Here is a 22,311-nt window from a genome sequence, read left to right as displayed (position 1 = left end):
ATATCGACCCACCCCCGGTCGATAGAATGCCGCCCACTTGGCCAACCCTCTTGTGGCGTCCCTGGTGGCGGCAAAGACGGTGACACTTTCTACAATTCACCCATGGCCATGGCGAACCTCATTCTGCCAATCGCTGTACCCCATTCGAAGGAGCACAAGATGAAGAAGATCGTACTTCTCGGCGCCCTGGCGCTTTCCGCTTTCAGTGCGCTGGTTCAGGCAGAAGACAAACCCCTGCGTATCGGCATCGAAGCGGCCTACCCGCCGTTTGCCTACAAGACCCCGGAAGGCAACATCACTGGCTTCGACTACGACATCGGCAACGCGCTGTGCGAAGAGATGAAGGTCAAGTGCCAGTGGATCGAGCAGGAGTTCGACGGCCTGATCCCGGCCCTCAAGGTGCGCAAGTTCGACGCCGTACTGTCGTCGCTGTCGATCACCGAAGAGCGCAAGAAGTCCGTGGACTTCACTGGCAAGTACTACCACACCCCCGCCAAGCTGGCGATGAAGGCCGGTACCGAGATCAAGGACCCGCTGGTTGATCTGAAAGGCAAAAAGGTCGGCGTACAGCGGGCCTCCATCTACGACCGCTATGCCACCGAGGTGTTCGCCCCGGCAGGCGTGGAAGTGGTGCGCTACAGCTCGCAGAACGAAATCTTCCTCGACCTGACCGCCGGTCGCCTGGATGCCACCCTGGCCGACGTGGTCAACATCGACGATGGCTTCCTCAAGACCGACGCCGGCAAGGGCTTCGCCCTGGTAGGTCCGGACTACACCGACGAGAAGTACTTCGGTAACGGTGCCGGCATCGCCGTGCGCAAGGGCGACAAGGCCCTGGCCGACAAGATCACTGCCGCCATCGCGGCGATCCGCGCCAACGGCAAGTACAAGGAAGTGCAGGACAAGTACTTCCAGTTCAACGTCTACGGCGAATAACGCCGCTGCGGCCGCCCTCCCCGGAGCGGGGAGGGTGGTACGTCGGGCCGGGTGAGCGCAGCGCTCTGCCGGACTCACCTCCGCCCCTCGCTCTGAGCAAGAGCGCTCCTCCTGTCTGCAGAGGATAGATTCCATGTTCAACGGCTACGGCTCGACCATTCTCGACGGTACCTGGCTCACCGTGCAGCTGGCTCTGCTGTCGATGGCGGTGGCCATCGCGCTCGGCCTGCTCGGCGCGGCCTTCCGCCTGTCGCCGGTCAAGTGGCTGGCCCTGCTGGGCGAAACCTATGCCGCGGTGATTCGCGGCATCCCCGACCTGGTGCTGATCCTGCTGATCTTTTACGGCGGCCAGGAAATGCTCAATCGCGTCCTCGAGCTGTCCGGCTACGAGGGCTATGTCGATATCAATCCGTTCGTGGCTGGCGTCGGTACCCTGGGCTTCATCTATGGCGCCTACCTGTCCGAGACCTTCCGCGGCGCCTTCATGGCCATCCCCAAAGGGCAGGGCGAGGCTGGTCTGGCCTACGGCATGAGTCCGCTGCGGGTGTTCTTCCGTATCCTGGTGCCGCAGATGATCCGCCTGGCCATCCCCGGTTTCACCAACAACTGGCTGGTGCTGATCAAGGCCACTGCCCTGATTTCCCTGGTCGGCCTGCAGGACATGATGGCCCGCGCCAAGAGCGCCGGTGACGCGACCCGCGAGCCCTTCACCTACATCCTGCTGGCCGCCGCCATCTACCTGGCGATCACCAGCGTATCGCTGCTGGTCCTGCGTTACCTCGAACGCCGCTATTCGGTCGGCGTGAAAACGGCCGAGATCTGAGGGATTTACCATGCTTTTCGACTACAACGTGGTGTGGGAAAGCCTGCCGCTGTACTTCGGCGGTGTGCTGGTCACCCTCAAGCTGCTGGTCATCTCCCTGGCCCTGGGCCTGCTCGCGGCGGTGCCGCTGGCGCTGATGCGGGTTTCCAAGCAACCGGCGATCAACTTCCCGGCCTGGCTGTATACCTACGTGATCCGTGGTACGCCGATGCTGGTGCAGCTGTACCTGCTGTATTACGGCATGGCCCAGTTCGAGGTGGTGCGCGAGAGTGCCCTGTGGCCCTACCTGTCCAACGCTACCTTCTGTGCCTGCCTGGCGTTCGCCATCAACACCAGCGCCTACAGCGCCGAAATCCTCGCCGGTAGCCTCAAGGCCACGCCTTATGGCGAGATCGAGGCGGCCAAGGCCATGGGCATGTCGCGCGCCAAGCTGTATCGCCGCATCCTCCTGCCGTCCGCGCTGCGCCGCGCGCTGCCGCAGTACAGCAACGAGGTGATCATGATGCTGCACACCACCAGCCTGGCATCGGTGGTGACCCTGATCGACATCACCGGCGCGGCCAAGACCGTGAACTCGCAGTACTACCTGTCGTTCGAGGCCTACATCACCGCCGGTGTGTTCTATCTGGTGCTGACGCTGATCCTGGTGCGCCTGTTCAAGCTGGCCGAGCGCCGCTACCTGGCCTACCTGGCCCCGCGCAAGCACTGAGGTCGAGATCATGCAGCGTATCGATCACCGTCTGCCCTGGGGCTGTCCCGGCACCGAGCGCACCTTGAGTGTGTTCCGTTTCGGCGCCGGCGCGCGCAAGGCCTATATCCAGGCCAGCCTGCACGCCGACGAGCTGCCTGGGATGCGCGTGGCCGTCGAGCTCAAGCGTCGTCTCGTCGAGCTGGAAGGGCAGGGGCGCCTTACGGGCGTGGTCGAGCTGGTGCCGGTGGCCAACCCCATCGGTCTCGGTCAGATGTTTCAGGCTACCAGCCAGGGGCGTTTCGAGCTGGGCAGCGGCAAGAATTTCAATCGTGACTTCGTCGACCTCGCCGCGCTGGTCGCGCCCACGCTGGAAGGGCGCCTGGGGGCGGATAGCCAGGCCAACGTCGAGCTGATTCGCCAGGCCATGCGTGCCGGCCTGGATGCTTTGCCGCCAGCCGGTTCCGAGCTGCAGGGCCTGCAGCGCCTGCTGCTGCGCCATGCCTGCGATGCCGACCTGGTGCTCGACCTGCACTGTGACTTCGACGCCGTGGTGCACCTGTACATGATTCCGCAGCAGGCCGAGAACTTCGCCTCGCTGGGTGCGCGGCTGAGCGCCGGCGCCGTGCTGGTGTCCGAGGACACCGGCGGCAGCTCCTTCGACGAGGCCTGTTCGATGGCCTGGCTGCGCCTGGCGCGGCGTTTCCCGCAGGCCGCCGTGCCGCTGGCCTGCCAGGCCAGCACGGTGGAGCTGGGTGGCATGCTGGATACCGAGCGCGAGCGTGCCCAGGCCAGCGCCGAAAGCATCCTCGCCTTCCTCGCCGAGCAGGGGCTGATCGACGGTGCCTGGCCTGCCGCGCCGGCACCAACCTGCGCACCCACGCCGTTTGCCGGCGCCGAATACGCCTACCCGCCGCATGCCGGCGTGGTCAGCTTCCTGCAGCCGGTCGGCGCCCGTGTCGAGGTGGGCGACCCGCTGTTCGAGGTCATTGATCCGCTGGAGGACCGCCACAGCATCGTGCGTGCCTCGACCGCCGGGGTGCTCTATGTGCGCGAGCGCCTGCGCTTCGCCCAACCCGGACTCTGGCTGGCCAAGGTGGCCGGTCAGCAACCCATTCGCCAGGGTCGCCTGCTGAGCGACTGAGCCATACGAGAGCCCAACCATGTACAAACTCGAAGTTCAGGATCTGCACAAACGCTACGGCAGCCACGAAGTGTTGAAGGGTGTGTCGCTGGCGGCCAAGGCTGGCGACGTGATCAGCATCATCGGCTCCAGCGGTTCGGGCAAAAGTACCTTCCTGCGCTGCATCAACATGCTGGAGCAGCCGCATGGCGGCAAGATCCTGCTCAATGGCGAAGAGCTCAAGCTGGTGGCCAACAAGGACGGTGCGCTCAAGGCAGTCGATGCCAAGCAGCTGCAGCGCATGCGCTCGCGCCTGTCCATGGTGTTCCAGCACTTCAACCTGTGGTCGCACATGAGCGCCCTGGAGAACGTCATCGAAGCGCCGGTGCATGTGCTTGGCGTGCCGAAGAAGGAAGCCATCGAGAAGGCCGAGCACTACCTGGCCAAGGTGGGTGTGGCACACCGCAAGGACGCCTATCCGGCCCATATGTCCGGTGGTGAGCAGCAGCGCGTGGCCATCGCTCGTGCCCTGGCCATGGAGCCGGAGGTCATGCTGTTCGACGAGCCGACTTCGGCGCTCGACCCCGAGCTGGTCGGCGAAGTGCTCAAGGTGATGCAGGACCTGGCCCAGGAAGGCCGCACCATGGTGGTGGTGACCCACGAGATGGGCTTCGCCCGCGAGGTGTCCAACCAGCTGATCTTCCTGCACAAGGGCCTGGTGGAAGAAACCGGCTGCCCGAAAGAGGTGCTGGCCAACCCGCAGTCCGATCGCCTGAAACAGTTCCTTTCCGGCAGCCTGAAGTAAGCACTAGACTGCCCTCATGACTTCGACTGCCCACTGCATTGCCTTCCTGATCTGGCCGGAAACTAGGCCCATGACCCTGGCCCTGGCCGAGGAGGCCCTGCGCGTGGCGCAGCGCGTTCACCCGGAAGTGTCCTACGAACTGCGCTTCCTCCAGGCCGAAGCGCCAGCGGCCGGCGCCTGGCAACTGCCGGGCGAGTCCTGGGCCGGGCGCCTGGAGGGTTGCCACAAGCTGTTCGTGCTGGCCGACGAGCCGCCGGCGCAGGTTGCTCCGGCGCTGGCCCAGGCGCTCAAGCAGCTGGCTCGTGGCGGCATCCCCATCGGCGGCCTGTCTGCCGGCGTCTACCCGCTGGCCCAGCTCGGCCTGCTCGACGGCTATCGCGCCGCCGTGCACTGGCGCTGGCAGGACGACTTCACCGAGCGCTTCCCCAAGGTCATCGCCACCAGCCATCTGTTCGACTGGGATCGCGATCGCCTCAGCGCCTGCGGTGGCTTGGCCGTGCTCGACCTGCTGCTCGCCGTGCTTGCTCGCGACCACGGTGCCGAACTGGCCGGTGCGGTGAGCGAGGAGCTGGTGGTCGAGCGCATCCGCGAGGGCGGTGAGCGCCAGCGTATTCCACTGCAGAACCGCATCGGCTCCAGCCATCCGAAGCTGACCCAGGCCGTGCTGCTGATGGAGGCCAACATCGAGGAGCCGCTGACCACCGATGAGATCGCCCAACACGTGTGCGTGTCGCGGCGTCAGCTGGAACGCATCTTCAAGCAGTACCTCAACCGCGTGCCGAGCCAGTACTACCTGGAGTTGCGCCTGAACAAGGCGCGCCAGCTGCTGATGCAGACCAGCAAGTCGATCATCCAGATCGGGCTGTCCTGTGGCTTCTCCTCCGGCCCGCACTTCTCCAGCGCCTATCGCAACTTCTTCGGGGCGACGCCGCGGGAAGATCGCAATCAGCGGCGGAGTGCCAGTCCGTTTGAGATTGCTCCGGCTTCCGTTGAGCGCGGCTGAGGCTGGCAGCTGGCGCTAGCCTTTTTTGTGCAGTGGCTGTTTATCGTGCTGTTCGATGCTTCTGTTCCGCCCTGCTGGGCGGGTTCCTTTTGGCAGTCGCCCCAAAAGGAACCAAAAGGGCTTGCCCCCGACATCCGGCCCCGCCTGCGGCGGGGTTCCCTCACTCCATCATCGCTCCAGGGGCGCGCCGCGAAGGGCCATCCTTGGCCCATCGCGTCTCTCGCGGCATCCATGCCGCTCAACCCCTTCCGCAATGATTCCGTTCGGCCTCCTGAAGGGGGCGTTTGGAGTTGCCTGGAAGTTCTGTATTCCTTTCCCGATGGTTCCCACGCTCTGCGTGGGAACGATCAAAAGCGCGCAGCAGCGTGTGAGCTAGTGAGAGGTATGGCACAGGGCAGGAGGAAGCCGGAAGAGCCCGGAAGAAACCGGAAAGCCCCGGATGGCGCGGGGGCCGGGGACGATGGCAGCGGGAGTTGTGCCAAAGCCGCGCGAGGCGGCTTAGAGGTGGTTTAGCGGGCCAATTGGCATAGCCCGCATCAGATAAGCCAGCCGCCCGCCCAAACCACGCGGCCAATAATCTGCAGCTCCGCGAGCTGCTCCTTGGGCACCAGCATATCGTGGTAGGCCTTGTTCTCGCTGATGATGCTGACGGAGCCGTCGAACTGGCGCTGCAGCCGCTTCGCGTAGAGGTGGTCATCCAGCAGGATCACATAGACACCCTCACCCTCTAGCGTGTTGCGGCTTTCGTCGATCATCACCGTGTCGTCGTCCTCGATCAGCCCCTTCATCGAGTCGCCGTCATTACGCAAGCACGAAAGGTTTGCGGGGTTAAGCCCCTTCTTTCGCAGGGAGTACTTGGTGAACGCCAGCTGCGTGAGTACGCGAGCGCGCTCGTTCCAAGAGCCGTGGCCGGCGCTGCAACGGGCGTCGTAGAGGGGGATGAAGGCGTGGGCGTCATCCTCGACGACTGCCGCAGGCTCTGTCCCGAACGCAAGCCACATGGGGTCAACGCCTGCTGCACTCGCAATTTGAGCCAGGCGATCCAGGGTCGGGAACGTCTCTCCGCTCAGATAACTGCGTATCGCCCCCTCAGAAAGGCCGCAAGCGCGCGCAAAAGCGCGTGCCTTGGTCAATCCCATGGCCTTAAGCAGGCGCTTACTGAAGCGTCCGATCTCTCCAAGGTCAATCGGATGCTCAGGTGCTACTGCATCCGATTCGTCCGATTCCGCGTAACTCATTGATACTCCTCGGATTATTCTTTTTTCTGTGTATCCAGCGCAAAAAAATGAATCGGATGCGCATTTATCCGATTGACTCGCGCACATTTCCGAGTAACGTATATCCGTAACAGGCCGTTAGATGGCCAGCCAGAACCACCCGCCAAGATGGTTAGAACGATGGACGTTACAGATATGCCGCTCTCCCTTGAGGAGCGCTGGGAATGGATCAAGTACCAGCTGCGCATCAATGGGAACTCGACCGCCAAGCTCGCCCGCCAGCTTGGGGTTACGGACCGCGCGATTCGCAACGCGAAGCGCCGCCCCTATCCCCGCATCGAACGGGCAATTGCCACTGCCCTGGGGGTGCGTCCTGCACAACTCTGGCCAGAACGCTGGAACGCAGACGGCACGCCGCACCGCCAACGCCCTAACCGGCCCGAGAGTTTGAACCCCAGTTCAATTTCGGCATTGCGGAAGCATAACGCAGCGTGTCCGGTTGGGCACCGTAAAAAGGCCAAGGAGGCATGAACATGCGTCACGGAAAAGACGACCGAACTCTTGACCTGTTCTTCCCCGTTCCCCGACCGATCCTGGCCGTTCCGGGTCAAGGCAACTACTCGGCCCAGGTGAGCGAGATAGTCGGCGCCATGCTGAAAGGCACCGACCTCGACCGTTACGAGGTCTCTGCCCGCATGTCCCGCCTTTCCGGCGATGACGTCAGCAAGCCAATGCTCGATGCCTGGTCCAGCCCGGCGCGCACCGACAACAACCTGCCGTTCTACCGGGCGGCGCTCCTTGAAGAAGTCTGCGCCAGCCACCTGCTGACCGACTGGCTGGTGAGCGTACGCGGCGGCCGGGTTGCCTACGGCCGCGACGCCCTCCATGCCGAGCTAGGCCGCCTGGAGCGGGCCCGCGACGAAGCCGGCCGCCGCGCCCGCGAGTTGAAGCGCCTGCTGGGTGATGACCATGCGTAGCTGGCTCACCGCCCAGGAACTGGCCGGCCTGCCGGGAATGCCGGGCACTGACCGCAATGTCAGGCTCATGGCCGTGCGCGAGGGCTGGGAAGGCCAGCGCCGCCTCGGCTCCAAGGCGGTTGAATACAGTTTCGCCGTGCTGCCGAGCGAGACCCAGGCCGCACTGCTGGCCCGCCAAATGCAGCAGCAGGAGCCCAAAGCCCAGCCAGCTCCAAGTGCCCCGCATACGCTGATTTCGGCTAAGCGTGACGCGATTCCAGCGTCACGCCTAACCGATGACCAGCGCGATGTGATGGCCGCCCGCGTGTCGATCATCCGCGAGGTCGAGCGCATGAGCCAGGTCGTCAGCCAGCAGCGGGCAATCTTGACCCTGATCGGCCTGGCCCAGGACGGCCAGCTCAGCCCCTACCTGGCCGAGCGCATCGAGCGGGCCAACGACCGCAAGACTCCCGATCGCACCCTGAGCGAGCGTACCCTCAAGCGCTGGCTGGCCGACTACCGCAAGCACGGCGAGGTTGCCCTGGCCCCGGCCCGGCGCAAGCCCGACATGAGCACGCCGACTTGGGCCCCCGTGTTCCTCAAGCACTACCAGCGCCCGCAAAAGCCCAGCGTCGAGGCCGCCTACGCCTGCTTCAAGGCCGAGTACCCAGGCGCTCCCAGCGTCCACGCGGTGCGCCGCTTCCTGGCCAAGCTCAGCCCCGAGGCCCGCGAGCACGGCCGGATGGGCTCCCGCGAAATCAAGGCGATCAAAGCCTTCAATCGCCGCAAGGCCGACATGCTCTGGCCCAACGACGTGTGGGTATCGGACGGCCACACCTTCGACGCCGAAGTGATCAACCCGCTGACCGGGCAAATATTCCGGCCTGAGATCACGCTGGTAATCGACTGGGGCACCCGCCGCATCACAGGCTTCTCGGTCAACCTGGCCGAGTCGACCATCGCCACGCTCGACACCCTGCGCGACGGGGTCAGCCGCTGCGGCATGTACAAGGTCCTGTATGTCGACAACGGCGGCGGCTTCGACAACGCCAACGTCTACGAGGTCAACGACCGCCTGGGCGGCACCATCACCCACTCGCTGCCCTACAACTCGCAGGCCCGTGGCGTGATCGAGCGGGTCCACAAGACCATCCTGGTGCGCTTGGCCAAGACCTACGACAGCTACATCGGCGCAGACATGGACAAGGAGGCCGGCACCAAAGTCCACCGGATTTCCCGCAAGCAGTTGGCCCTGGGCGTCGAACCGACACAGATTCCAACCTTCGAGCGTTTCTTCGCCGACCTGCAGAACGCCCTCGACGAGTACAACCACGCCCCGCACCGTGGCCTGCCGAAGATTCGCGACCTGGAAAGCGGTAACCGCCGCCACCAGAGCCCGATGGAGTCCTGGAAGTCCGCCCTGGCCGAAGGCTGGGAGCCGCTGCAGGCAGACGCCCAGGTCGTGGCCAGCCTGACCCGCCCGCAGGTGGTGCGTGTCACCAACCGCGGCGAGGTACGCCACGCCGGCCACATCTACTTCCTGGCCGACCTGGTCGACCTTCACGGCGAGGAGGTGCGCGTGGCCTACGACTTCCGCGACGCCAGCCGCGTGTGGGTCCACACCCTGGAGGGAGAGCTGATCGGCGAGGCCCTGCTCGATGGCAATGCCAGCCCCGCCATGCCGCAGTCCCTCCTGGAGAAGGCCGCCGAGAAGCGCGAGCGCGGCCAGCTGGCCCGCCTGGTGAAGAAGGCCAAGACCCTCACCGGCCAGGACGTCGAGCTGCGCGTGGTGCCGCAAGGCCAGGAGGCCGCCGCGATGTCGACCGAGCAACTCGACGGCGCCCGCCGCTATGCCGCCCAACTCGCAGCCCCGGAGGCCCCCGCCGCCTTCGAGGTACCGGGCGACTCGATGGCCCGCTTCCGCCTCTGGAAACGCCTCGACGCCCGCCTGGCCGCAGGCGCAGCCCTGGCCGAAGCCGAGGCCCGCTGGCACGGCGAATATCGCACTACCCGCGAATTCCAGACCACCCAACAGATGTACGACTTCGCAGAGGCCGGACAGGCCCGCGCTTGACCACAGGAGCACCCACCATGAGCAAGATTGTCCCCCTGACCAACGTAGGCCTGCTGGCCAGCGCCATCGACCGCGCCCTGATGCGGCCAGTCGGCTTGCCCGGCCTGGTGGTCCAGTACGGCCCGTCCGGCTATGGCAAATCCGTGGCCGCCGCCTTCGCGGCCAACCAGCACCGCGCCTACTACGTCGAGTGCCGCGACACCTGGACGAAGAAGGCCTTCCTGCAGGCGGTACTGCGCGAGATGGCCATCATCCCGGCCCGCACCCTTTCCGAGATGGTCGACCAGGTAGCCGAGCAACTCAGCCGCAGCAGCCGCCCGCTAATCGTGGACGACGTCCAGTACCTGCTGGACAAGGCCGCCGCCAACATCCTGACCGACCTCTACAACGCCAGCCAGGGCACCATCGTGCTGATCGGCGAGGAGCGGGTGCCGAGCAGCCTGGCCAAGCTGGAGCGCCTACACAACCGCGTTCTGGAGTGGGTGCCGGCCCAGCCCGCCACCCTGGACGACCTACGCGACCTGGCCACCGCCACCTACCCGACGCTGAACATCGCCGACGACCTGCTGGAAGACTTGCGCCGCCAGGTGCAGGGCTGCCTGCGCCGCGTCGCGGTAAACCTCTACCGCGTTCACACGGAGGCCAAGGCCATGGGCACCACGGTCGTGGACATGGCCACCTGGGGGAAAAAGGGCTGGTTCACCGGCGAAGCCCCGGCCCGGAGGATTGCCTAATGCGCCCCGGTAAGGCACCTGCCCACCTGGCCATGGCCGGCGGCAAGCTCCCCCGCCAGCGCATCTGGGAAACCCTGCGCGCCCTGGCCAATAGCAATGTCGCCCTGACCACCTACAACATCTCCCGCCGCAGCGGCCAGGACGACGAAGCGGTGCGCGAGTACCTGCTCGGCCTGGGCAAGGCGGGGATCGTGCGCCAGGTTCGGCCGATGGGCCGCGACGCCCTCTGGGAACTGCACAAGGACGAAGGCGCCGAGGCCCCGCGCGTCAACCGGCGCGGCGAGCGCCAGCCGCCCGATGCCGTCGAGTGCATCTGGCGCGCCCTGCGCATCATGGGCGACCTGAATGCCGCCGAAGCCGCCCAGCAGGCGCACGCGGGCGGCGCAGCCATCACCGAGAACGCCGCGCGCATCTACCTGCAGGGGCTGGCCCTGGCCGGATATGTCACCCGCGAGGGCGGCACCCCAGGCAAGCCCGCGCGCTACCGCCTGCTGCAAGCCCGCAACAGCGGGCCGCTGCACCCGATCTACCAGCGCTGCACCTACGAGCAGGTCTACGACCCGAACCTGGACCAGGTCGTATGGGTTAAGGGGCAGCAACTGGACACGGTCGAGCAAAGCGGCCTGCGCATCGAAAACGAACGCCTGCGCAAACTGCTGACGGAGCTGAAATCGGCCCGGCCGCTGGTGCTCTACGGCGATACCTGGATCGAGCAGATCAAGGCCGCGCTCGGCGAGCAGACGGAGGCCCTGGCATGAACCAAGCCGCCCAAGTCGACCTGTCCGCCTGGGGCGACCAGCCGCCGCTGTTCGTCACCCTGCTGGCCCGCGAGGTCGAGCAGACCAACCGCACCAGGGCCGGTGAGCGCATCGGCATGAGCCGCACCACCGTGACCCTGGTCCTGCAGAACCGCTACCCGTCACCCACCACCAAGGGCGTCGAGCGCCGCGTGCTCAAGGTGCTCGGCCGCATCCCCTGCGCAGCCATCGGCGGGGTGGTCACGGTCGAGCAGTGCCAAAGCTACCGCGAACGCCCGGCCCCAACCCACAACCCCATGGCCATGCAGCACTGGCGCGCCTGCCAGCACTGCCCGAACAACCCCAACTGCATGACACAGGAGCGACGCCATGTCCGCCACTGAGCAACGCCCGCTGAAAGTGCTGACCCATGACCACCGCGCCCAGGTCGCCAACTTCAACCAAGCCTGCCGCGACCTGCAACGCCTGGGCATTCGCCTGCACCGCATCGAGCTACTGGGCAACCGCCTGACCGTCGGCCACGAGGACGGCCGCCGCCTGGTGCAGGAGCGCCTGGTCATCGGCCTGACCCGCCGCCCCACGGCGGGCAGCACCTTCTACACCGCGCAGTTCCAGGGCGTGACCCTGGAATGGCGCGAGCCCATCAGCCACACCCGCCCCGCCGAGTACGCCGGCACCACTTTTCACTAATCAGGAGTAACCCATGTACGGAACCCCCGAAGTACAAGCCGGCTTTTGGCAAGACGCCCAAGGGCGCCTTGTACCGGTCAGCATGGTCAAACCCATCGACCAGGAGCGCGACCGCCTGGTGCGCCACCTGGTCGACCGCGCCAGCGAACTCAACAGCGAGCTGGCCGACTTCAAGGCAGTCGCCTTCGGCGATGTGCGCGCCTTCATCGAGATGAGTTTCGAGGAGTACGGCGCCAAGGTCGGCGGCAAGAAAGGCAACGTCACGCTGCTCACCTACGACGGCCGCTACAAGCTGCAGATCGCCGTCCAGGACTCCATCAGCTTCGACGAGCGCCTGCAGGCGGCCCGCGCCCTGATCGACGAATGCCTGGCCGAGTGGACCGAAGGCGCCCGCCCGGAAGTCGTCACCCTGGTCAATGACGCCTTCCGCACCGACACCAAGGGCGAGATTCGCACCGCCCGCGTGCTGGCCCTGCGCCGCCTGGAGATTGCCGACGAGCGCTGGCAGCGGGCGATGAAAGCCATCGGCGAAGCCTGCCAGGTCACCAGCTCCAAGGAGTACCTGCGCCTCTATGAGCGCGTCGGCGACAGCGACCAGTACCGCCCAATCAGCCTGGACATCGCGGCCATCGCGACCGCCGACACGCTCGAAGCACACGCGCAGAAGGTGCACTGACATGGTCAAGTTCTACGCCACCTGCAACATCGCCGGCCTGATCCGCCTGACAGACCAGCAACCCGGCGAGGGCCAGTTCGCCCTGGCCGTAGGCGACTTCTCCGTCTTGGTCGAGGAGATCCACCAAACCGCCACGCCCCACTACGACCACGCCGATCACCCTGGCCGTTACCGCGTGCCGGAAACGCAGGACGCGGCCGAGCCGCGCGCCAACCTCGACGCCATTGCCCGCTATATCCAGGCCCTGGCACAGCGCGGCACGCCTGGCATCCGCGCGCTGGGGGCCTGACATGGCGAAGATCACCATCACCTTGGAAGACAACGGCGAGCGCGTGACCCTGACCATGAACGGCCAAGGCCCAACCGGCACCAGGGCTCGCAGCGTGGCGGCCACGATGTTCGAACTGGCAGTGCTCGACTCCAGGCTCAGCCAGCTGCCGCCGCACCGCTGCCAGCCGCCCAACCACACCATTCACTGACGCGAAACCGCCCCGGCCTGGCCGGGGCTGGTCTGCCGGGCGTGGTTGCCCGGTACTGATGAGCAGCCATACATGAACAGGCAAGAACGCACCGACCGCATCCGCCAGCAGGACGCCAAGCGCCAGCAAAGCAAGCGTGACCGCGATGCCGAACACCGCGAACGGGTCGGCGCCGAGAAAACCAAGATCGTCACCTATCGCGGCACCCGCGCCGACTTGGAGCTGATGCAGCAGGTCGGCGGCTACGAGGAGCGCGACGAGGTGATCACCCTAGTCATTCGTTACATGGCAGGCCTGGCCAGGCGTGACCCGGCTGCCTTCCTGGCGGCCATGGACCCGAGGAACCCAGCATGAGCAGCGCAGGCCTGAAGAAGATCCACATTGCCCGCCGCGACCTGGGCCTGGACGATGACGTTTACCGCTCGATCCTGGCCCGCGTGGCCGGTGTTCGTTCGTCCAAAGAGCTGGCCCCGCGCCAGATCGGGCGCGTATTGGCTGAGTTCGAGCGCCTGGGCTGGGAGCCGAAACCCTCGGCCAAGCCTGCAGCAAAGCGCACCGGCCGCGCAGCACCGAACCCATCGGACGAGCGTCAGGCCCTGGTCGGCAAGATCGAGGCGCAGCTTGCCGAGGCGGGCCGTCAGTGGGAGTACGCCGACGGCATGGCACACCGCATGTTCAAGGTCGAGCGGGTCGAGTGGTGCGACCCGGATCAGCTGCGCCGCCTGGTGGCCGCTCTGGCCTACGATGCCAAGCGCAATGGGAGAACCGCATGATGGATCTGGAACGGGTGCGCTCCCTGTTGCCGCAGCAAATCCAGGATATCGCCGATGCGATTGGCCTGCCGGCCACCCAGCGTCTGGTCGAGGAACTGGGTGGCACCACCTGGCCTGTAGCCAAAGGCGTTCGCCGCCTTGGCATCATCCGCCATGAGGCGCTCAAGGAGGTGGTAGGAGAAGACGCCGCAAACATCCTGGCCGAGCGTTGGGGCAATGTGCCGTTGTATATTGCCAAGTGCGACGGCCCGCTGCGCCGGCTACGTGACTTGGAGATCAACCGCCAGTTCGAGCAGGCGGTGCGCGACGGGGTCAGCGCTAACGCCGTGGTGACCGAGCTGGCGCGCTCGTATAGCCTGAGCGACCGGCGCATTTGGGAAATTCTCAAGCAGCCGACGCCCGAGGCGACTGGAGACCTGTTCCATTGAAGGAGAGAGCGAGCATGTGGCGTAACCTGATCCTGGCCGGGGCGCTGTTGGCCGCCTGCGCCGCCGCGAATGCCCAGGCGGCAACCGACCCGCTAACCGAGATGGCGGTGAGCGAGTTCCGCGACGCGGCCGACCAAGCTAACAGCGCGCAGAATGGCGCAACCCTGGCCCAGCAAGCGGCCTACCTGATGCAGGTCAAGAACGGGCTATCGCTGTACCGCGATGGCGCGCTGACAGCCCAGGACACCGAACTGCTGCAGCGCCTGATCGACCGGCAACAGCAGGCCGTCAAACAAGCGCAAACCTCGGGCGGGCTGAGCAAGCAGGACCGCCAGTTGGCCGAGCTGATGCAGAAGTCCGCCGCCCTGGCCAAGGAAATCCTGGCGCTGGACCGCAACGGCAAGGCGTTCCAGCAGCGCATGGAGAGCTACCACAGCGGCATCGGCTACGATGCCTACCGGTACGCCCAGGACCAGGGCATAGAACAGCTCTGACCCCCACCGAAGCCCCGCACCTCGCGGGGCTTCTGCTTTCTACTGAACCCCTTCCAGCTAAACCCGAGCGCCGCCAGGCCCGACCATGGCGGCATGAATACTCAAGCCGCTCCCCACCGCCTGACCAACCCACGCGACTACGCGGCGGCCGTGCTGGCCGAGCCAGCGCTGGAGCGCCGCCAATGGCTGATGGAGCGCTGCCCGGCGGAGTGGCGCGGCCTGGTCGAGGAGCATGTGCGCTCGGCCTTTCCCAAGGCAGCCGCTTACCATCGCCTCAAGCGGGAGCAGCGGGAAGGCGCCAAGCAAAAGCCCCCGGCGGCGCCGCGCCGCGAAGACACCCCCAACGTCCTCAACCACCGCAAGAGCGCCCCGGAAGTCGGCAACGGCCACCTGGCCAAGCTGCGGGCGTCCATCAAGGGGGTCGCATGAGCCTGCGCGCCCGTATCGCCGCCGGCACCTTGGCGCTGGCCAGCGGCACGCTGCTGGCCTTCCTCGGCACCTGGGAGGGCGAAGGCCAAAACAGGGTCTACGCCGACAAGCTGGCACGTGGCCTGCCCACCGTGTGCAAGGGCATCACCCAATACACCAGCCCTTACCCCCTAGTGGTGGGCGACTACTGGTCGGACGAGCGCTGCGAAGAGGTTGAGCGCCTGGTGGTCAGCCAGGGCCAGCTGGAGCTGGCGGCCTGCATCGACAACCAGCACATCAGCCAGAACACCTTCGACGCCCTGAGCAGCCACGGCCACAACTTCGGCAACCCCAACACCTGCGCAAGCCGGGCGGTGGGTCTGATCAATCAGGGCCGCATCGTCGAAGGCTGCAAGGCCCTGGCCTGGGCGGCCGACGGCAAGACACCGGTCTGGGCCTATGTCACCGATGCCAAGGGGCGCCGGGTGTTCGTGCGCGGTCTGCACTACCGGCGTCTGGACGAGATGAGGCTTTGCCTGGAGGGGCTGAAGTGAGCTGGCTCGAATTTCTTCGCAAGCTGCTCCCGTTGGCCCTGGGCGTTGTCTTGCTCCTGGCCTGGTATCTGCTGATTGAGTCTTGGAAGAGCGCGGCCTACGACCAGGGCTACGCCAAAGCCGCAGACGAAGGCGCCCTTGCCCTGGAGCAACTGCGAGGCGAGCACAGCCAGCAGGAGCTGGAGCGCGCCCGCGCCGCCGAGGCCAGTGCCAAAGCTGCCGCCAAGCTCCTGCAGGAAGAACAGGCCCGCAACGACCAGCTAGCCGGCCAGCTGGCTGACCAGCAACGCCTCCACCGCCAAACCACCGACCGACTCTCTGGGGAGATAGCCCGTGTCAACGACCTCTATCGGGAAGCGCTCGATGCGCCGCCTAAGCCTCTGCCTGCTTGCGTGTTCACTCGCGGTTTTATCCGGGTGTGGGACGAAGCCACCGGAGCCCGAACCGCAGTGCCCGAAGCCGCAGATCCCGGCCGAGCTGCTGCGCAAAGCGCCGAAGCCCTCGCCGCTGAGCAGCTCGATTCAGGCCTCAGCCAGAGCGCTGTCCTGGCCCATCACGTCCGCTATGCCGAGCAGTGCCGCAACGTGGCCGCCCAGCTGGACGCTCTGAGCGACGCCGTACAGGAGAAACACTGATGCCACTGGAGTTCGGCGAGCTGATCGGCTGGGCCATTTCCCTGCTTTCGATCTTCACCACCGTGGTCTTCGGTCTGGTCAAGCTGCTGCTGGCCCAGTTCGAGAAACGCCTGGGTGAGCGCTTCGCCGCCCAAGACAAAGCCCGCGAAGCCGCCACCAAACATTGGGAGGAGAGCTTCGCCAAGGTCCTAGAGCGCCAGGAGAAGGATGCCGAAGCTGTACAGCAGCTGGAGCGCGCCTTCCTCAAGTTCCAGGCCGAGCTGCCCGTCACCTATGTGCGCCGTGAGGAGTGGGTGCGCGGGCAATCGGTGATCGAGGCCAAGCTCGACGGCCTGGCCCTCAAGTTCGAGAACATCTACCTCAAAGGAGCGCGCCATGATTGACGCCGCCAAGGCCCGGCGCGAAAGCCTGCGCTGGTACATCCTGCTGGCCCTGAACACCTCCCGCCCGGTCGACCCCCACGAGGCCGTGGTGCTGTCGATCATCCAGGGCATCTACCCCGACGCCACGGCGATGGAGCTGCGCCGCGAGATGGACTACCTAGCTGACCGCAGCCTGGTCACGCTGAATAAGCAGCCGATGGGCGTATGGGTCTGCGGCCTGACCAGCCTGGGCGTGGATATCGCCGAGTACACCGTGGAATGCCGCCCCGGCATCGCCCGGCCGGAAAAGTACTGGAGCGCCTGATATGCCGCCCCGTGGCAAGGTCGCCCAACTGCCGCCAGAACTGAAAGCCTGGCTCGACCAATACCTGGTTGAGAATAACTTCAGCGGCTATGAGGTGCTCTCCGCTGAGCTGGCTGCGCGAGGCATCAGCATCGGCAAGTCTGCACTGCACGCCTACGGGCAGAGCTTCGAGGACAGGCTGTCGGCCCTGCGCATGGCCAGCGAGCAGGCTCGCGCCGTGGTAGCGGCGGCGCCGGACGAGGAAGGCGCGGTCAACGAGGCGCTGATGCGCCTTGTGCAGGAGCACCTGTTCAAGATGCTGATGGCCCAGGACGGCAAGCTCGATCTGCCCAAGGTGGCCAAGGCCGTTGCCGAGCTGGGCCGCGCGGCCGTGGTGCAGAAGAAGTGGCAGGCCGAGGTGCGCTCTAAGGCAGAGGCTGCTGCTCAGGCCGTGGAAAAGATCGCCCGCAAGGGTGGGCTCAATGCCGACACCGTGGCCGAGATTCGCCGCGAGATTCTGGGGGTGGCCGGGTGACTCTAGCGCCACGCAGAAGTGTTCAGCGGTGGGTCTTTCTTGAATCGCAGCTTCGTATCGCACGCAGGGCACACATAGAAGGAACCAATGGTGTGGAGTGTCACGTGGCGGCGGTCTTTCTCAAAGCACACACTGCACAACAGATGGCTGATTTTCTCCGGATCTCGCTCAGCAATAAGTTTGTAGACAAAAGGGCCGCGCTCAAGCTGGTACCTTTCGTACAGCCCATCTTCATCACGGGCGCTCTTAATCGCATCAAGCTCGCGTTTCAACTCCCGCAGTTCATCAATCAACTGCATTTGCTCAAGCTGCCCTTGCAGCATCTGTTGCTGCAGACCGGCCAGAAGACTGTTGAGCTCAAAAACTCGCTCTTGAACAAGACCCTCATCTCGCTGAGCGATCATCGCTTTCGTGATGCCGAATGCAGCTTTCGTGCTTTCGACCGCGCCCGCTACCCAATCCAGCATTGCCCACTCCTTTTGCGTTTTGTTTGGCACCTGCAGGCTACCACCGCTGTGAGGCCGGCATGAAGCCAGCACCTATCCCAGCCGATGAACACCAGCGCTCCCCACTAGCCGACGTCATTTCAGTCGGCCAGGTAGCGGACGTGCCCTCTGTCCTGCTTCCCTACCAGAAAGACTGGATCGGCATCCGAGCCCCCCTCAAGGTCGGCGAAAAGTCCCGCCGCATCGGCCTGACCTGGGCCGAGGCAGCGGACAACGTCCTGGTGGCTGCCAGCTCCACCCAGGCCGGCGGCATGAACGTCTACTACTTGGGCTACAACCAGGACATGACGGTCGAGTACATCCAGGCCTGCGCCATGTGGGCGCGCGCCTTCAACTACGCGGCCGGCGAGATCGAGGAAGGCATTTGGCCGGACGAAGACCCCGACAAGCACATCAAGACCTTCACCATCACCTTTCCCTCCGGCTACCGCATCGTCGCCCTGACCAGCCGCCCATCCAACCTGCGCGGCCGCCAGGGTGTGGTAGTGATCGACGAGGCCGCCTTCCACCAGGACCTGGCCGAGCTGCTCAAGGCCGCCCTGGCGCTGTTGATCTGGGGCGGCGAGGTGCACGTCATCAGTACCCACGACGGCACCGACAACCCCTTTAACGAGCTGATCCAGGACATCCGCGCCGGCAAGCGCAAGGGCCAGCTGTTCCGCTGCACCTTCAAGCAGGCGGTGGCCGACGGCCTCTACCGCCGCGTCTGCCTGCGCAAAGGCACCGAGTGGACGGCCGAGGGCGAGGCCGCATGGGTCGAGTCGGTCTACGCCTTCTACGGCGATGCCGCCGAGGAAGAGCTGGACTGCGTACCCAGCCAGGGCGGCGGCGCCTACCTGAGCCTGGCGCTCTTGGAGCAGCGCGCCAGCCGCGACGTGCCCGTGCTGCGCCTGGCCTACCCGCAGGGCTACGAAACCATCGCCGAACACCTGCGCCTGGCCGACTCCCTGGCCTGGTGTGAGCGCGAGCTGCTGCCGCTGCTGCAGGCCATCCCCCGCGAGCTGCGCAGCTTCTACGGCATGGACTTCGGCCGCAGCGGCGACCTGTCGGTGATCGTGCCGCTGCTGCAGCTTCAGGACCTACGCCGCCGCCAACCCTTCCAGGTCGAGCTGCGCAACGTGCCCTTCAAGCAACAGGAGCAGATTCTCTTCTTCACCGCCGACCGCCTGCCCGGCTTCATGGGCGGCAAGCACGACGCGCGCGGCAACGGCCAGGCCCTGGCCGAGGCCGCCGCCGTGCGCTACGGCCACACCCGCATCGACCAGGTCATGCTCACCGAGGGCTGGTACCGGGACAACATGCCGCCGTTCAAGGCCGCCCTAGAAGACGGCACCCTCGACCAGATCCCGGCCGACAAGGACACCGTGGACGACTACCGCGCCATCACCGTCATCAAGGGCGTGCCGCGCATCCCCGATGCCCGCACCACTGAGAAAGGCGGCGGCAAGCGACACGGCGATGCTGCTGTCGCGGGCGTGCTGGCCCACGCCGCCAGCCGCAGCCCGGCCGCCCCCATCGAATACACCTCAGCACCCACCAGCGCCAGCCGCTGGAACCTGGACGACCAAGACGACCACGCCAGCTTCGACGGCGCCTGGTAGGAGCCCCCATGATCGTAGATATCCACGGCCGCCCCCTGGAACGCGAAACCCTCAAGGAACAGCAGACCAGCCGCCTGAGCCAGCTTCACAGTGAGTACGCCGACCACCCATCCAACGGCCTGACGCCGCCGCGTCTTGCGCAGATCCTGCGCGCGGCCGAACAAGGCGACATCAGGGCGCAGTGCGAGCTGTTCCAAGACATGGAAGAAAAGGACGCCCACCTGCTGGCCGAGATCGGCAAGCGCCGCCGCGCCCTCACCACTATTGAATGGCAAGTAGCGCCACCGCGTAACCCAACCCCTACCGAGAAAGCCGAGGCCGAGTGGCTCAATGAGATGCTCCAGGATCTGGGGGACTTCGAGGATCTGCTGTTCGACATGCTCGATGCCATCGGCAAGGGCTTCTCCTGCATCGAGCTGGACTGGCAGTTGGTGGGGCGCGAATGGATGCCCGCAGCGTTCAACTACCGCGAGTCGTCCTGGTTCCAGCTCGACCCGCAAACCCGCACCGAGTTGCGCCTGCGCGATGGCACGCCCGAGGGGGAAGCCCTCAACCCATTCGGCTGGATCGTTCACCAGCACAAGGCCAAGTCGGGCTATGTGGCGCGCGGCGGCCTCTACCGCGTGCTGGCCTGGCCCTACCTGTTCAAGAACTACGCCGTGCGCGACCTGGCCGAGTTCCTGGAGGTCTATGGCCTGCCACTGCGCCTGGGCAAGTACCCGCCAGGTGCCAGCGCTCAGGAGAAGGCCACGCTGCTGCGTGCCGTGGTCAGCATCGGCCACAACGCGGCGGGCATCATCCCCGAGGGCATGGCCATCGACTTCAAGGAGGCCGCCAAGGGCACTCACGAGCCCTTCGACTGGATGGTGCAGTGGGCGGAAAAGAGCATGTCCAAGGCCATCCTGGGTGGCACTCTGACCAGCCAGGCCGACGGCAAGAGCGCCACCCATGCGCTAGGTGCTGTGCACAACGAGGTGCGCCACGACCTGCTGCGCAGTGATGCCAAACAAGTTGCGACATCGCTGCGGCAGTACCTGCTTTACCCGCTCCTGGTACTCAACAAGGGAGGTGAGCGCGACCCGCGCCGGCTGCCACGCTTCCAGTTCGACCTGGTCGAGGCCGAAGACCTTGGCGTCTATGCCGAGGCCCTGCCCAAGTTGGTCACCGCCGGCATGCAGATTCCCGCCAGTTGGGCGCACGACAAGCTGCGTATTCCTCTACCCAATGGCAAGGAGCCGATCCTGGGTAAGCTGGTCGGGGCCGAACAAGGCGCCGCCGCTGCCCGCGTGGCGGCGCTCAAGACTCAGCAGCCGGCTGACCCACTGGACGACCTAGCCGAGCAACTCGCCGGTGACTGGCAGCCGGTCGCGGCGCTGGCCGAGCCGGTGCAACAGCTGTTGGCCCGCTGTAAGACCCTGGAGGAGTTCCGCGACCGGCTGCCCGAGATCATCCCCCAGCTTGATGTCGACGACTTGGCTGAGCTGATCGCCCAAGGCATGTTCGCCGCCAACCTGGCCGGACGTAGCGGCGCAGCCTGATGATCGAACTGCGCCCGCTGCCACCCAAAGAGGCCGTCGAGTACTTCCGCCAGAAGGGCTACGCGATTGGCTTTGACTACCGCGACGTCTGGCAGGCCCAGCACCAGGCCGCATTCACCGTGGCCAAGGCGATGCAGCTGGATCTGCTCCAGGACATTCGCGCCGAGGTCGACCGCGCCCTGGACGAAGGCACCACGATCCAGGAGTTCCAGAAGCGCCTCACGCCCAACCTGCAGGCCAGGGGATGGTGGGGCCGCCAGCAGCAGCGCGACCCGCTGACCGGCGCGGAGGTGGAGGCCCAGCTGGGCAGCCCGCGCCGGCTCAAGGTCATCTACGACACCAACCTGCGCACCGCCCACGCCGAGGGCCAATGGGCGCGCATCCAGGCAAACAAGGCGGCCTTTCCGTTCCTGGAGTACGACGGCGCCAACTCGGAAAACCCGCGCCTGCAGCACAGCGCCTGGGATGGCCTGGTGCTGCCGGTGGACGACCCGTTCTGGCTCAGCCACTGCCCGGTCAAGGAGTTTGGCTGCAAGTGCAGGGTCATCCCGCGCAGCGCCCGCCAGCTGGAGCGCCAGGGCAAGCAGGTCGGGCAGGCGCCCGCAGTGGCCACGCGCAGCTATGTGAATGCCCGAACCGGCGAAGTCCAGCAGATTCCCGAAGGTGTGCACCCGGCCTTCCACTACCCGCCCGGCGGGCGCCGCGCCAGCTTGGCCCGCCACCTGGTGGAAAAGCTGGAAGCCGCGCCGCCACCAATAGCCCGTGCCAGCATCGCCGACCTGGTCGGCGGCCAGGCCTTCGCCGAGTGGTACCGTAAACCGGCAGGCTCCTTCCCGCTGGCCTACCTGGCGCAGGGACTGGCCGAGCGCCTGGGCGCCAAGACCCAGCTGGTAGCACTATCCGAGGACACCCTGGCCAAGCAGCTGCGAGAGCACCCGGAAATCACCTTGGATGAATACGGCGTGGTGCAGGCGGCCATCGACCAGGGCGAGCAGATACTCGACGCCAGGGACGGCTCGCTGATTTTCATCCTGGAGGAAGCGGGCTACGTCACGGTGATCAAGGCGACCAAGAGCGGCAAGGGCGTATTTCTGACGAGCCTGCGGCGACTGAGTAGCCGGCAGGCGCAGAGGGATCGGGAGTTACAGCGGCTGCGGAAAAAGGCCGATAAGCTAAGACCCACTGAATAGGGTTATCAGGGAGATGTATCG

At 65.7% G+C, this 22,311-nt stretch carries 31 protein-coding genes and 1 other RNA gene; 30 read left to right on the top strand and 2 right to left on the bottom strand.

The window, feature by feature from the left end; genetic code table 11:
- Window positions 1-159 precede the first annotated feature (159 nt).
- The 6 genes from ACOAPY_RS14215 to argR all read left to right on the top strand — a co-directional run bounded on the left by ACOAPY_RS14215 (window position 160) and on the right by argR (window position 5,378).
- A complete protein-coding gene (locus ACOAPY_RS14215; protein ID WP_061904753.1) occupies window positions 160-936 on the top strand; it encodes an ABC transporter substrate-binding protein in 777 nt (258 codons plus the stop codon).
- Window positions 937-1,069: 133 nt separating this feature from the next.
- Window positions 1,070-1,759 (top strand): ABC transporter permease, encoded by a 690-nt coding sequence (locus tag ACOAPY_RS14210; RefSeq protein ID WP_061904752.1) that lies wholly within the window; start codon window positions 1,070-1,072, stop codon window positions 1,757-1,759.
- Between the two features lie 10 nt (window positions 1,760-1,769).
- Window positions 1,770-2,468, top strand: a complete 699-nt coding sequence (locus tag ACOAPY_RS14205; RefSeq protein ID WP_076424791.1) for an ABC transporter permease — start codon at window positions 1,770-1,772, stop codon at window positions 2,466-2,468.
- A 10-nt stretch (window positions 2,469-2,478) separates the two neighbouring features.
- Entirely contained in the window at window positions 2,479-3,591 is a 1,113-nt protein-coding gene (locus tag ACOAPY_RS14200; RefSeq protein ID WP_465153702.1) for a succinylglutamate desuccinylase/aspartoacylase family protein, read from the top strand.
- A 19-nt stretch (window positions 3,592-3,610) separates the two neighbouring features.
- Window positions 3,611-4,375 (top strand): arginine/ornithine transport ATP-binding protein AotP, encoded by a 765-nt coding sequence (gene aotP, locus ACOAPY_RS14195; protein WP_021700551.1) that lies wholly within the window; start codon window positions 3,611-3,613, stop codon window positions 4,373-4,375.
- Window positions 4,376-4,391: 16 nt separating this feature from the next.
- Window positions 4,392-5,378, top strand: a complete 987-nt coding sequence (gene argR, locus ACOAPY_RS14190) for a transcriptional regulator ArgR (RefSeq protein ID WP_465153701.1) — start codon at window positions 4,392-4,394, stop codon at window positions 5,376-5,378.
- Between the two features lie 536 nt (window positions 5,379-5,914).
- On the opposite strand, the gene ACOAPY_RS14185 is transcribed toward argR, so the two are convergent.
- Complete coding sequence (locus ACOAPY_RS14185; protein ID WP_465153700.1) at window positions 5,915-6,616, bottom strand: XRE family transcriptional regulator; 702 nt, start codon at window positions 6,614-6,616, stop codon at window positions 5,915-5,917.
- A 159-nt stretch (window positions 6,617-6,775) separates the two neighbouring features.
- Here ACOAPY_RS14185 and ACOAPY_RS14180 point away from each other — a divergent pair, with 159 nt between their 5' ends.
- The 21 genes from ACOAPY_RS14180 (at window position 6,776) to ACOAPY_RS14080 (ending at window position 17,455) form a co-directional block, all read left to right on the top strand.
- On the top strand, window positions 6,776-7,126 hold the full coding sequence (locus tag ACOAPY_RS14180; RefSeq protein WP_465153699.1) for a helix-turn-helix domain-containing protein: 351 nt from the start codon (window positions 6,776-6,778) through the stop codon (window positions 7,124-7,126).
- A gap of 2 nt (window positions 7,127-7,128) precedes the next feature.
- Entirely contained in the window at window positions 7,129-7,572 is a 444-nt protein-coding gene (locus tag ACOAPY_RS14175; RefSeq protein ID WP_465153698.1) for a hypothetical protein, read from the top strand.
- A complete protein-coding gene (locus ACOAPY_RS14170; RefSeq protein WP_465153697.1) occupies window positions 7,565-9,625 on the top strand; it encodes a DNA-binding protein in 2,061 nt (686 codons plus the stop codon). The genes ACOAPY_RS14175 and ACOAPY_RS14170 overlap by 8 nt, the downstream gene beginning before the upstream one ends.
- 17 nt (window positions 9,626-9,642) lie before the next feature.
- A complete protein-coding gene (locus ACOAPY_RS14165) occupies window positions 9,643-10,359 on the top strand; it encodes an AAA family ATPase (protein ID WP_465153696.1) in 717 nt (238 codons plus the stop codon).
- Window positions 10,359-11,117, top strand: a complete 759-nt coding sequence (locus ACOAPY_RS14160; protein ID WP_465153695.1) for a hypothetical protein — start codon at window positions 10,359-10,361, stop codon at window positions 11,115-11,117. Before ACOAPY_RS14165 ends, ACOAPY_RS14160 begins: the two co-directional genes overlap by 1 nt.
- The gene (locus tag ACOAPY_RS14155) at window positions 11,114-11,500 is read left to right on the top strand and encodes a hypothetical protein (protein ID WP_465153694.1); all 387 of its coding nucleotides are present in this window, start codon (window positions 11,114-11,116) and stop codon (window positions 11,498-11,500) included. Before ACOAPY_RS14160 ends, ACOAPY_RS14155 begins: the two co-directional genes overlap by 4 nt.
- Window positions 11,487-11,807 carry a hypothetical protein gene (locus ACOAPY_RS14150; protein ID WP_465153693.1) on the top strand — a complete coding sequence of 107 codons (321 nt, stop codon included), beginning with the start codon at window positions 11,487-11,489 and terminating at the stop codon, window positions 11,805-11,807. The genes ACOAPY_RS14155 and ACOAPY_RS14150 overlap by 14 nt, the downstream gene beginning before the upstream one ends.
- Before the next feature lie 13 nt (window positions 11,808-11,820).
- Window positions 11,821-12,483: a DUF3164 family protein gene (locus tag ACOAPY_RS14145; protein ID WP_465153692.1), complete on the top strand. Its 663-nt coding sequence runs from the start codon at window positions 11,821-11,823 to the stop codon at window positions 12,481-12,483.
- Window position 12,484: 1 nt separating this feature from the next.
- Window positions 12,485-12,772 (top strand): hypothetical protein, encoded by a 288-nt coding sequence (locus tag ACOAPY_RS14140; RefSeq protein WP_465153691.1) that lies wholly within the window; start codon window positions 12,485-12,487, stop codon window positions 12,770-12,772.
- Between the two features lies 1 nt (window position 12,773).
- Entirely contained in the window at window positions 12,774-12,962 is a 189-nt protein-coding gene (locus ACOAPY_RS14135; RefSeq protein WP_465153690.1) for a hypothetical protein, read from the top strand.
- An RNA gene (locus ACOAPY_RS14130) (hammerhead ribozyme type II) lies at window positions 12,962-13,034 on the top strand. Before ACOAPY_RS14135 ends, ACOAPY_RS14130 begins: the two co-directional genes overlap by 1 nt.
- Entirely contained in the window at window positions 13,035-13,316 is a 282-nt protein-coding gene (locus ACOAPY_RS14125; RefSeq protein ID WP_465153689.1) for a hypothetical protein, read from the top strand.
- Window positions 13,313-13,735: a gp16 family protein gene (locus tag ACOAPY_RS14120; protein ID WP_465153688.1), complete on the top strand. Its 423-nt coding sequence runs from the start codon at window positions 13,313-13,315 to the stop codon at window positions 13,733-13,735. The genes ACOAPY_RS14125 and ACOAPY_RS14120 overlap by 4 nt, the downstream gene beginning before the upstream one ends.
- Entirely contained in the window at window positions 13,732-14,163 is a 432-nt protein-coding gene (locus ACOAPY_RS14115; RefSeq protein ID WP_465153687.1) for a Mor transcription activator family protein, read from the top strand. Before ACOAPY_RS14120 ends, ACOAPY_RS14115 begins: the two co-directional genes overlap by 4 nt.
- Window positions 14,164-14,177: 14 nt before the next feature.
- Window positions 14,178-14,657 carry a hypothetical protein gene (locus tag ACOAPY_RS14110; RefSeq protein ID WP_465153686.1) on the top strand — a complete coding sequence of 160 codons (480 nt, stop codon included), beginning with the start codon at window positions 14,178-14,180 and terminating at the stop codon, window positions 14,655-14,657.
- A gap of 93 nt (window positions 14,658-14,750) precedes the next feature.
- Window positions 14,751-15,086: a hypothetical protein gene (locus ACOAPY_RS14105; protein ID WP_465153685.1), complete on the top strand. Its 336-nt coding sequence runs from the start codon at window positions 14,751-14,753 to the stop codon at window positions 15,084-15,086.
- Window positions 15,083-15,619 carry a lysozyme gene (locus ACOAPY_RS14100; RefSeq protein ID WP_465153684.1) on the top strand — a complete coding sequence of 179 codons (537 nt, stop codon included), beginning with the start codon at window positions 15,083-15,085 and terminating at the stop codon, window positions 15,617-15,619. Before ACOAPY_RS14105 ends, ACOAPY_RS14100 begins: the two co-directional genes overlap by 4 nt.
- Window positions 15,616-16,254: a DNA-packaging protein gene (locus ACOAPY_RS14095; protein WP_465153683.1), complete on the top strand. Its 639-nt coding sequence runs from the start codon at window positions 15,616-15,618 to the stop codon at window positions 16,252-16,254. The genes ACOAPY_RS14100 and ACOAPY_RS14095 overlap by 4 nt, the downstream gene beginning before the upstream one ends.
- Window positions 16,254-16,637, top strand: coding sequence for a hypothetical protein (locus tag ACOAPY_RS14090; protein ID WP_465153682.1), 384 nt, complete (start codon window positions 16,254-16,256; stop codon window positions 16,635-16,637). Before ACOAPY_RS14095 ends, ACOAPY_RS14090 begins: the two co-directional genes overlap by 1 nt.
- On the top strand, window positions 16,630-16,941 hold the full coding sequence (locus ACOAPY_RS14085) for a hypothetical protein (protein ID WP_465153681.1): 312 nt from the start codon (window positions 16,630-16,632) through the stop codon (window positions 16,939-16,941). The genes ACOAPY_RS14090 and ACOAPY_RS14085 overlap by 8 nt, the downstream gene beginning before the upstream one ends.
- Before the next feature lies 1 nt (window position 16,942).
- Window positions 16,943-17,455, top strand: coding sequence for a DUF3486 family protein (locus ACOAPY_RS14080; RefSeq protein WP_465153680.1), 513 nt, complete (start codon window positions 16,943-16,945; stop codon window positions 17,453-17,455).
- Window positions 17,456-17,457: 2 nt separating this feature from the next.
- Here ACOAPY_RS14080 and ACOAPY_RS14075 read toward each other — a convergent pair whose 3' ends face one another.
- The gene (locus ACOAPY_RS14075) at window positions 17,458-17,922 is read right to left on the bottom strand and encodes a hypothetical protein (RefSeq protein ID WP_465153679.1); all 465 of its coding nucleotides are present in this window, start codon (window positions 17,920-17,922) and stop codon (window positions 17,458-17,460) included.
- A 140-nt stretch (window positions 17,923-18,062) separates the two neighbouring features.
- Between ACOAPY_RS14075 and ACOAPY_RS14070 the strand changes: the two genes are divergently transcribed.
- Genes ACOAPY_RS14070 through ACOAPY_RS14060 form a run of 3 tightly spaced genes read left to right on the top strand, consistent with a single transcriptional unit; the run spans window position 18,063 to window position 22,290 of the window.
- Window positions 18,063-19,562: a hypothetical protein gene (locus ACOAPY_RS14070; protein ID WP_465153678.1), complete on the top strand. Its 1,500-nt coding sequence runs from the start codon at window positions 18,063-18,065 to the stop codon at window positions 19,560-19,562.
- 8 nt (window positions 19,563-19,570) lie between these two features.
- Complete coding sequence (locus ACOAPY_RS14065; protein WP_465153677.1) at window positions 19,571-21,100, top strand: DUF935 domain-containing protein; 1,530 nt, start codon at window positions 19,571-19,573, stop codon at window positions 21,098-21,100.
- Complete coding sequence (locus ACOAPY_RS14060; protein WP_465153676.1) at window positions 21,100-22,290, top strand: phage head morphogenesis protein; 1,191 nt, start codon at window positions 21,100-21,102, stop codon at window positions 22,288-22,290. The genes ACOAPY_RS14065 and ACOAPY_RS14060 overlap by 1 nt, the downstream gene beginning before the upstream one ends.
- Window positions 22,291-22,311: the final 21 nt, after the last annotated feature.

It is taken from the genome of Pseudomonas stagnisoli, from assembly GCF_048595745.1.
Classification (GTDB): Bacteria; Pseudomonadota; Gammaproteobacteria; order Pseudomonadales; family Pseudomonadaceae; genus Aquipseudomonas; species Aquipseudomonas alcaligenes_A.
The sequence above is the reverse complement of the archived record's forward strand: the minus strand, read 5'-3'. Positions and strand labels throughout refer to the sequence as shown.

Bases quoted from the DNA above. Each gene is read 5' to 3' on its own strand.
- ACOAPY_RS14215 (WP_061904753.1), top strand. From the start codon at position 160: ATGAAGAAGATCGTACTTCTCGGCGCCCTGGCGCTTTCCGCTTTCAGT.
- ACOAPY_RS14210 (WP_061904752.1), top strand. From the start codon at position 1,070: ATGTTCAACGGCTACGGCTCGACCATTCTCGACGGTACCTGGCTCACC.
- ACOAPY_RS14205 (WP_076424791.1), top strand. From the start codon at position 1,770: ATGCTTTTCGACTACAACGTGGTGTGGGAAAGCCTGCCGCTGTACTTC.
- ACOAPY_RS14200 (WP_465153702.1), top strand. From the start codon at position 2,479: ATGCAGCGTATCGATCACCGTCTGCCCTGGGGCTGTCCCGGCACCGAG.
- aotP (WP_021700551.1), top strand. From the start codon at position 3,611: ATGTACAAACTCGAAGTTCAGGATCTGCACAAACGCTACGGCAGCCAC.
- argR (WP_465153701.1), top strand. From the start codon at position 4,392: ATGACTTCGACTGCCCACTGCATTGCCTTCCTGATCTGGCCGGAAACT.
- ACOAPY_RS14185 (WP_465153700.1), bottom strand. From the start codon at position 6,616: ATGAGTTACGCGGAATCGGACGAATCGGATGCAGTAGCACCTGAGCAT.
- ACOAPY_RS14180 (WP_465153699.1), top strand. From the start codon at position 6,776: ATGGACGTTACAGATATGCCGCTCTCCCTTGAGGAGCGCTGGGAATGG.
- ACOAPY_RS14175 (WP_465153698.1), top strand. From the start codon at position 7,129: ATGCGTCACGGAAAAGACGACCGAACTCTTGACCTGTTCTTCCCCGTT.
- ACOAPY_RS14170 (WP_465153697.1), top strand. From the start codon at position 7,565: ATGCGTAGCTGGCTCACCGCCCAGGAACTGGCCGGCCTGCCGGGAATG.
- ACOAPY_RS14165 (WP_465153696.1), top strand. From the start codon at position 9,643: ATGAGCAAGATTGTCCCCCTGACCAACGTAGGCCTGCTGGCCAGCGCC.
- ACOAPY_RS14160 (WP_465153695.1), top strand. From the start codon at position 10,359: ATGCGCCCCGGTAAGGCACCTGCCCACCTGGCCATGGCCGGCGGCAAG.
- ACOAPY_RS14155 (WP_465153694.1), top strand. From the start codon at position 11,114: ATGAACCAAGCCGCCCAAGTCGACCTGTCCGCCTGGGGCGACCAGCCG.
- ACOAPY_RS14150 (WP_465153693.1), top strand. From the start codon at position 11,487: ATGTCCGCCACTGAGCAACGCCCGCTGAAAGTGCTGACCCATGACCAC.
- ACOAPY_RS14145 (WP_465153692.1), top strand. From the start codon at position 11,821: ATGTACGGAACCCCCGAAGTACAAGCCGGCTTTTGGCAAGACGCCCAA.
- ACOAPY_RS14140 (WP_465153691.1), top strand. From the start codon at position 12,485: ATGGTCAAGTTCTACGCCACCTGCAACATCGCCGGCCTGATCCGCCTG.
- ACOAPY_RS14135 (WP_465153690.1), top strand. From the start codon at position 12,774: ATGGCGAAGATCACCATCACCTTGGAAGACAACGGCGAGCGCGTGACC.
- ACOAPY_RS14125 (WP_465153689.1), top strand. From the start codon at position 13,035: ATGAACAGGCAAGAACGCACCGACCGCATCCGCCAGCAGGACGCCAAG.
- ACOAPY_RS14120 (WP_465153688.1), top strand. From the start codon at position 13,313: ATGAGCAGCGCAGGCCTGAAGAAGATCCACATTGCCCGCCGCGACCTG.
- ACOAPY_RS14115 (WP_465153687.1), top strand. From the start codon at position 13,732: ATGATGGATCTGGAACGGGTGCGCTCCCTGTTGCCGCAGCAAATCCAG.
- ACOAPY_RS14110 (WP_465153686.1), top strand. From the start codon at position 14,178: ATGTGGCGTAACCTGATCCTGGCCGGGGCGCTGTTGGCCGCCTGCGCC.
- ACOAPY_RS14105 (WP_465153685.1), top strand. From the start codon at position 14,751: ATGAATACTCAAGCCGCTCCCCACCGCCTGACCAACCCACGCGACTAC.
- ACOAPY_RS14100 (WP_465153684.1), top strand. From the start codon at position 15,083: ATGAGCCTGCGCGCCCGTATCGCCGCCGGCACCTTGGCGCTGGCCAGC.
- ACOAPY_RS14090 (WP_465153682.1), top strand. From the start codon at position 16,254: ATGCCACTGGAGTTCGGCGAGCTGATCGGCTGGGCCATTTCCCTGCTT.
- ACOAPY_RS14085 (WP_465153681.1), top strand. From the start codon at position 16,630: ATGATTGACGCCGCCAAGGCCCGGCGCGAAAGCCTGCGCTGGTACATC.
- ACOAPY_RS14080 (WP_465153680.1), top strand. From the start codon at position 16,943: ATGCCGCCCCGTGGCAAGGTCGCCCAACTGCCGCCAGAACTGAAAGCC.
- ACOAPY_RS14075 (WP_465153679.1), bottom strand. From the start codon at position 17,922: ATGCTGGATTGGGTAGCGGGCGCGGTCGAAAGCACGAAAGCTGCATTC.
- ACOAPY_RS14065 (WP_465153677.1), top strand. From the start codon at position 19,571: ATGATCGTAGATATCCACGGCCGCCCCCTGGAACGCGAAACCCTCAAG.
- ACOAPY_RS14060 (WP_465153676.1), top strand. From the start codon at position 21,100: ATGATCGAACTGCGCCCGCTGCCACCCAAAGAGGCCGTCGAGTACTTC.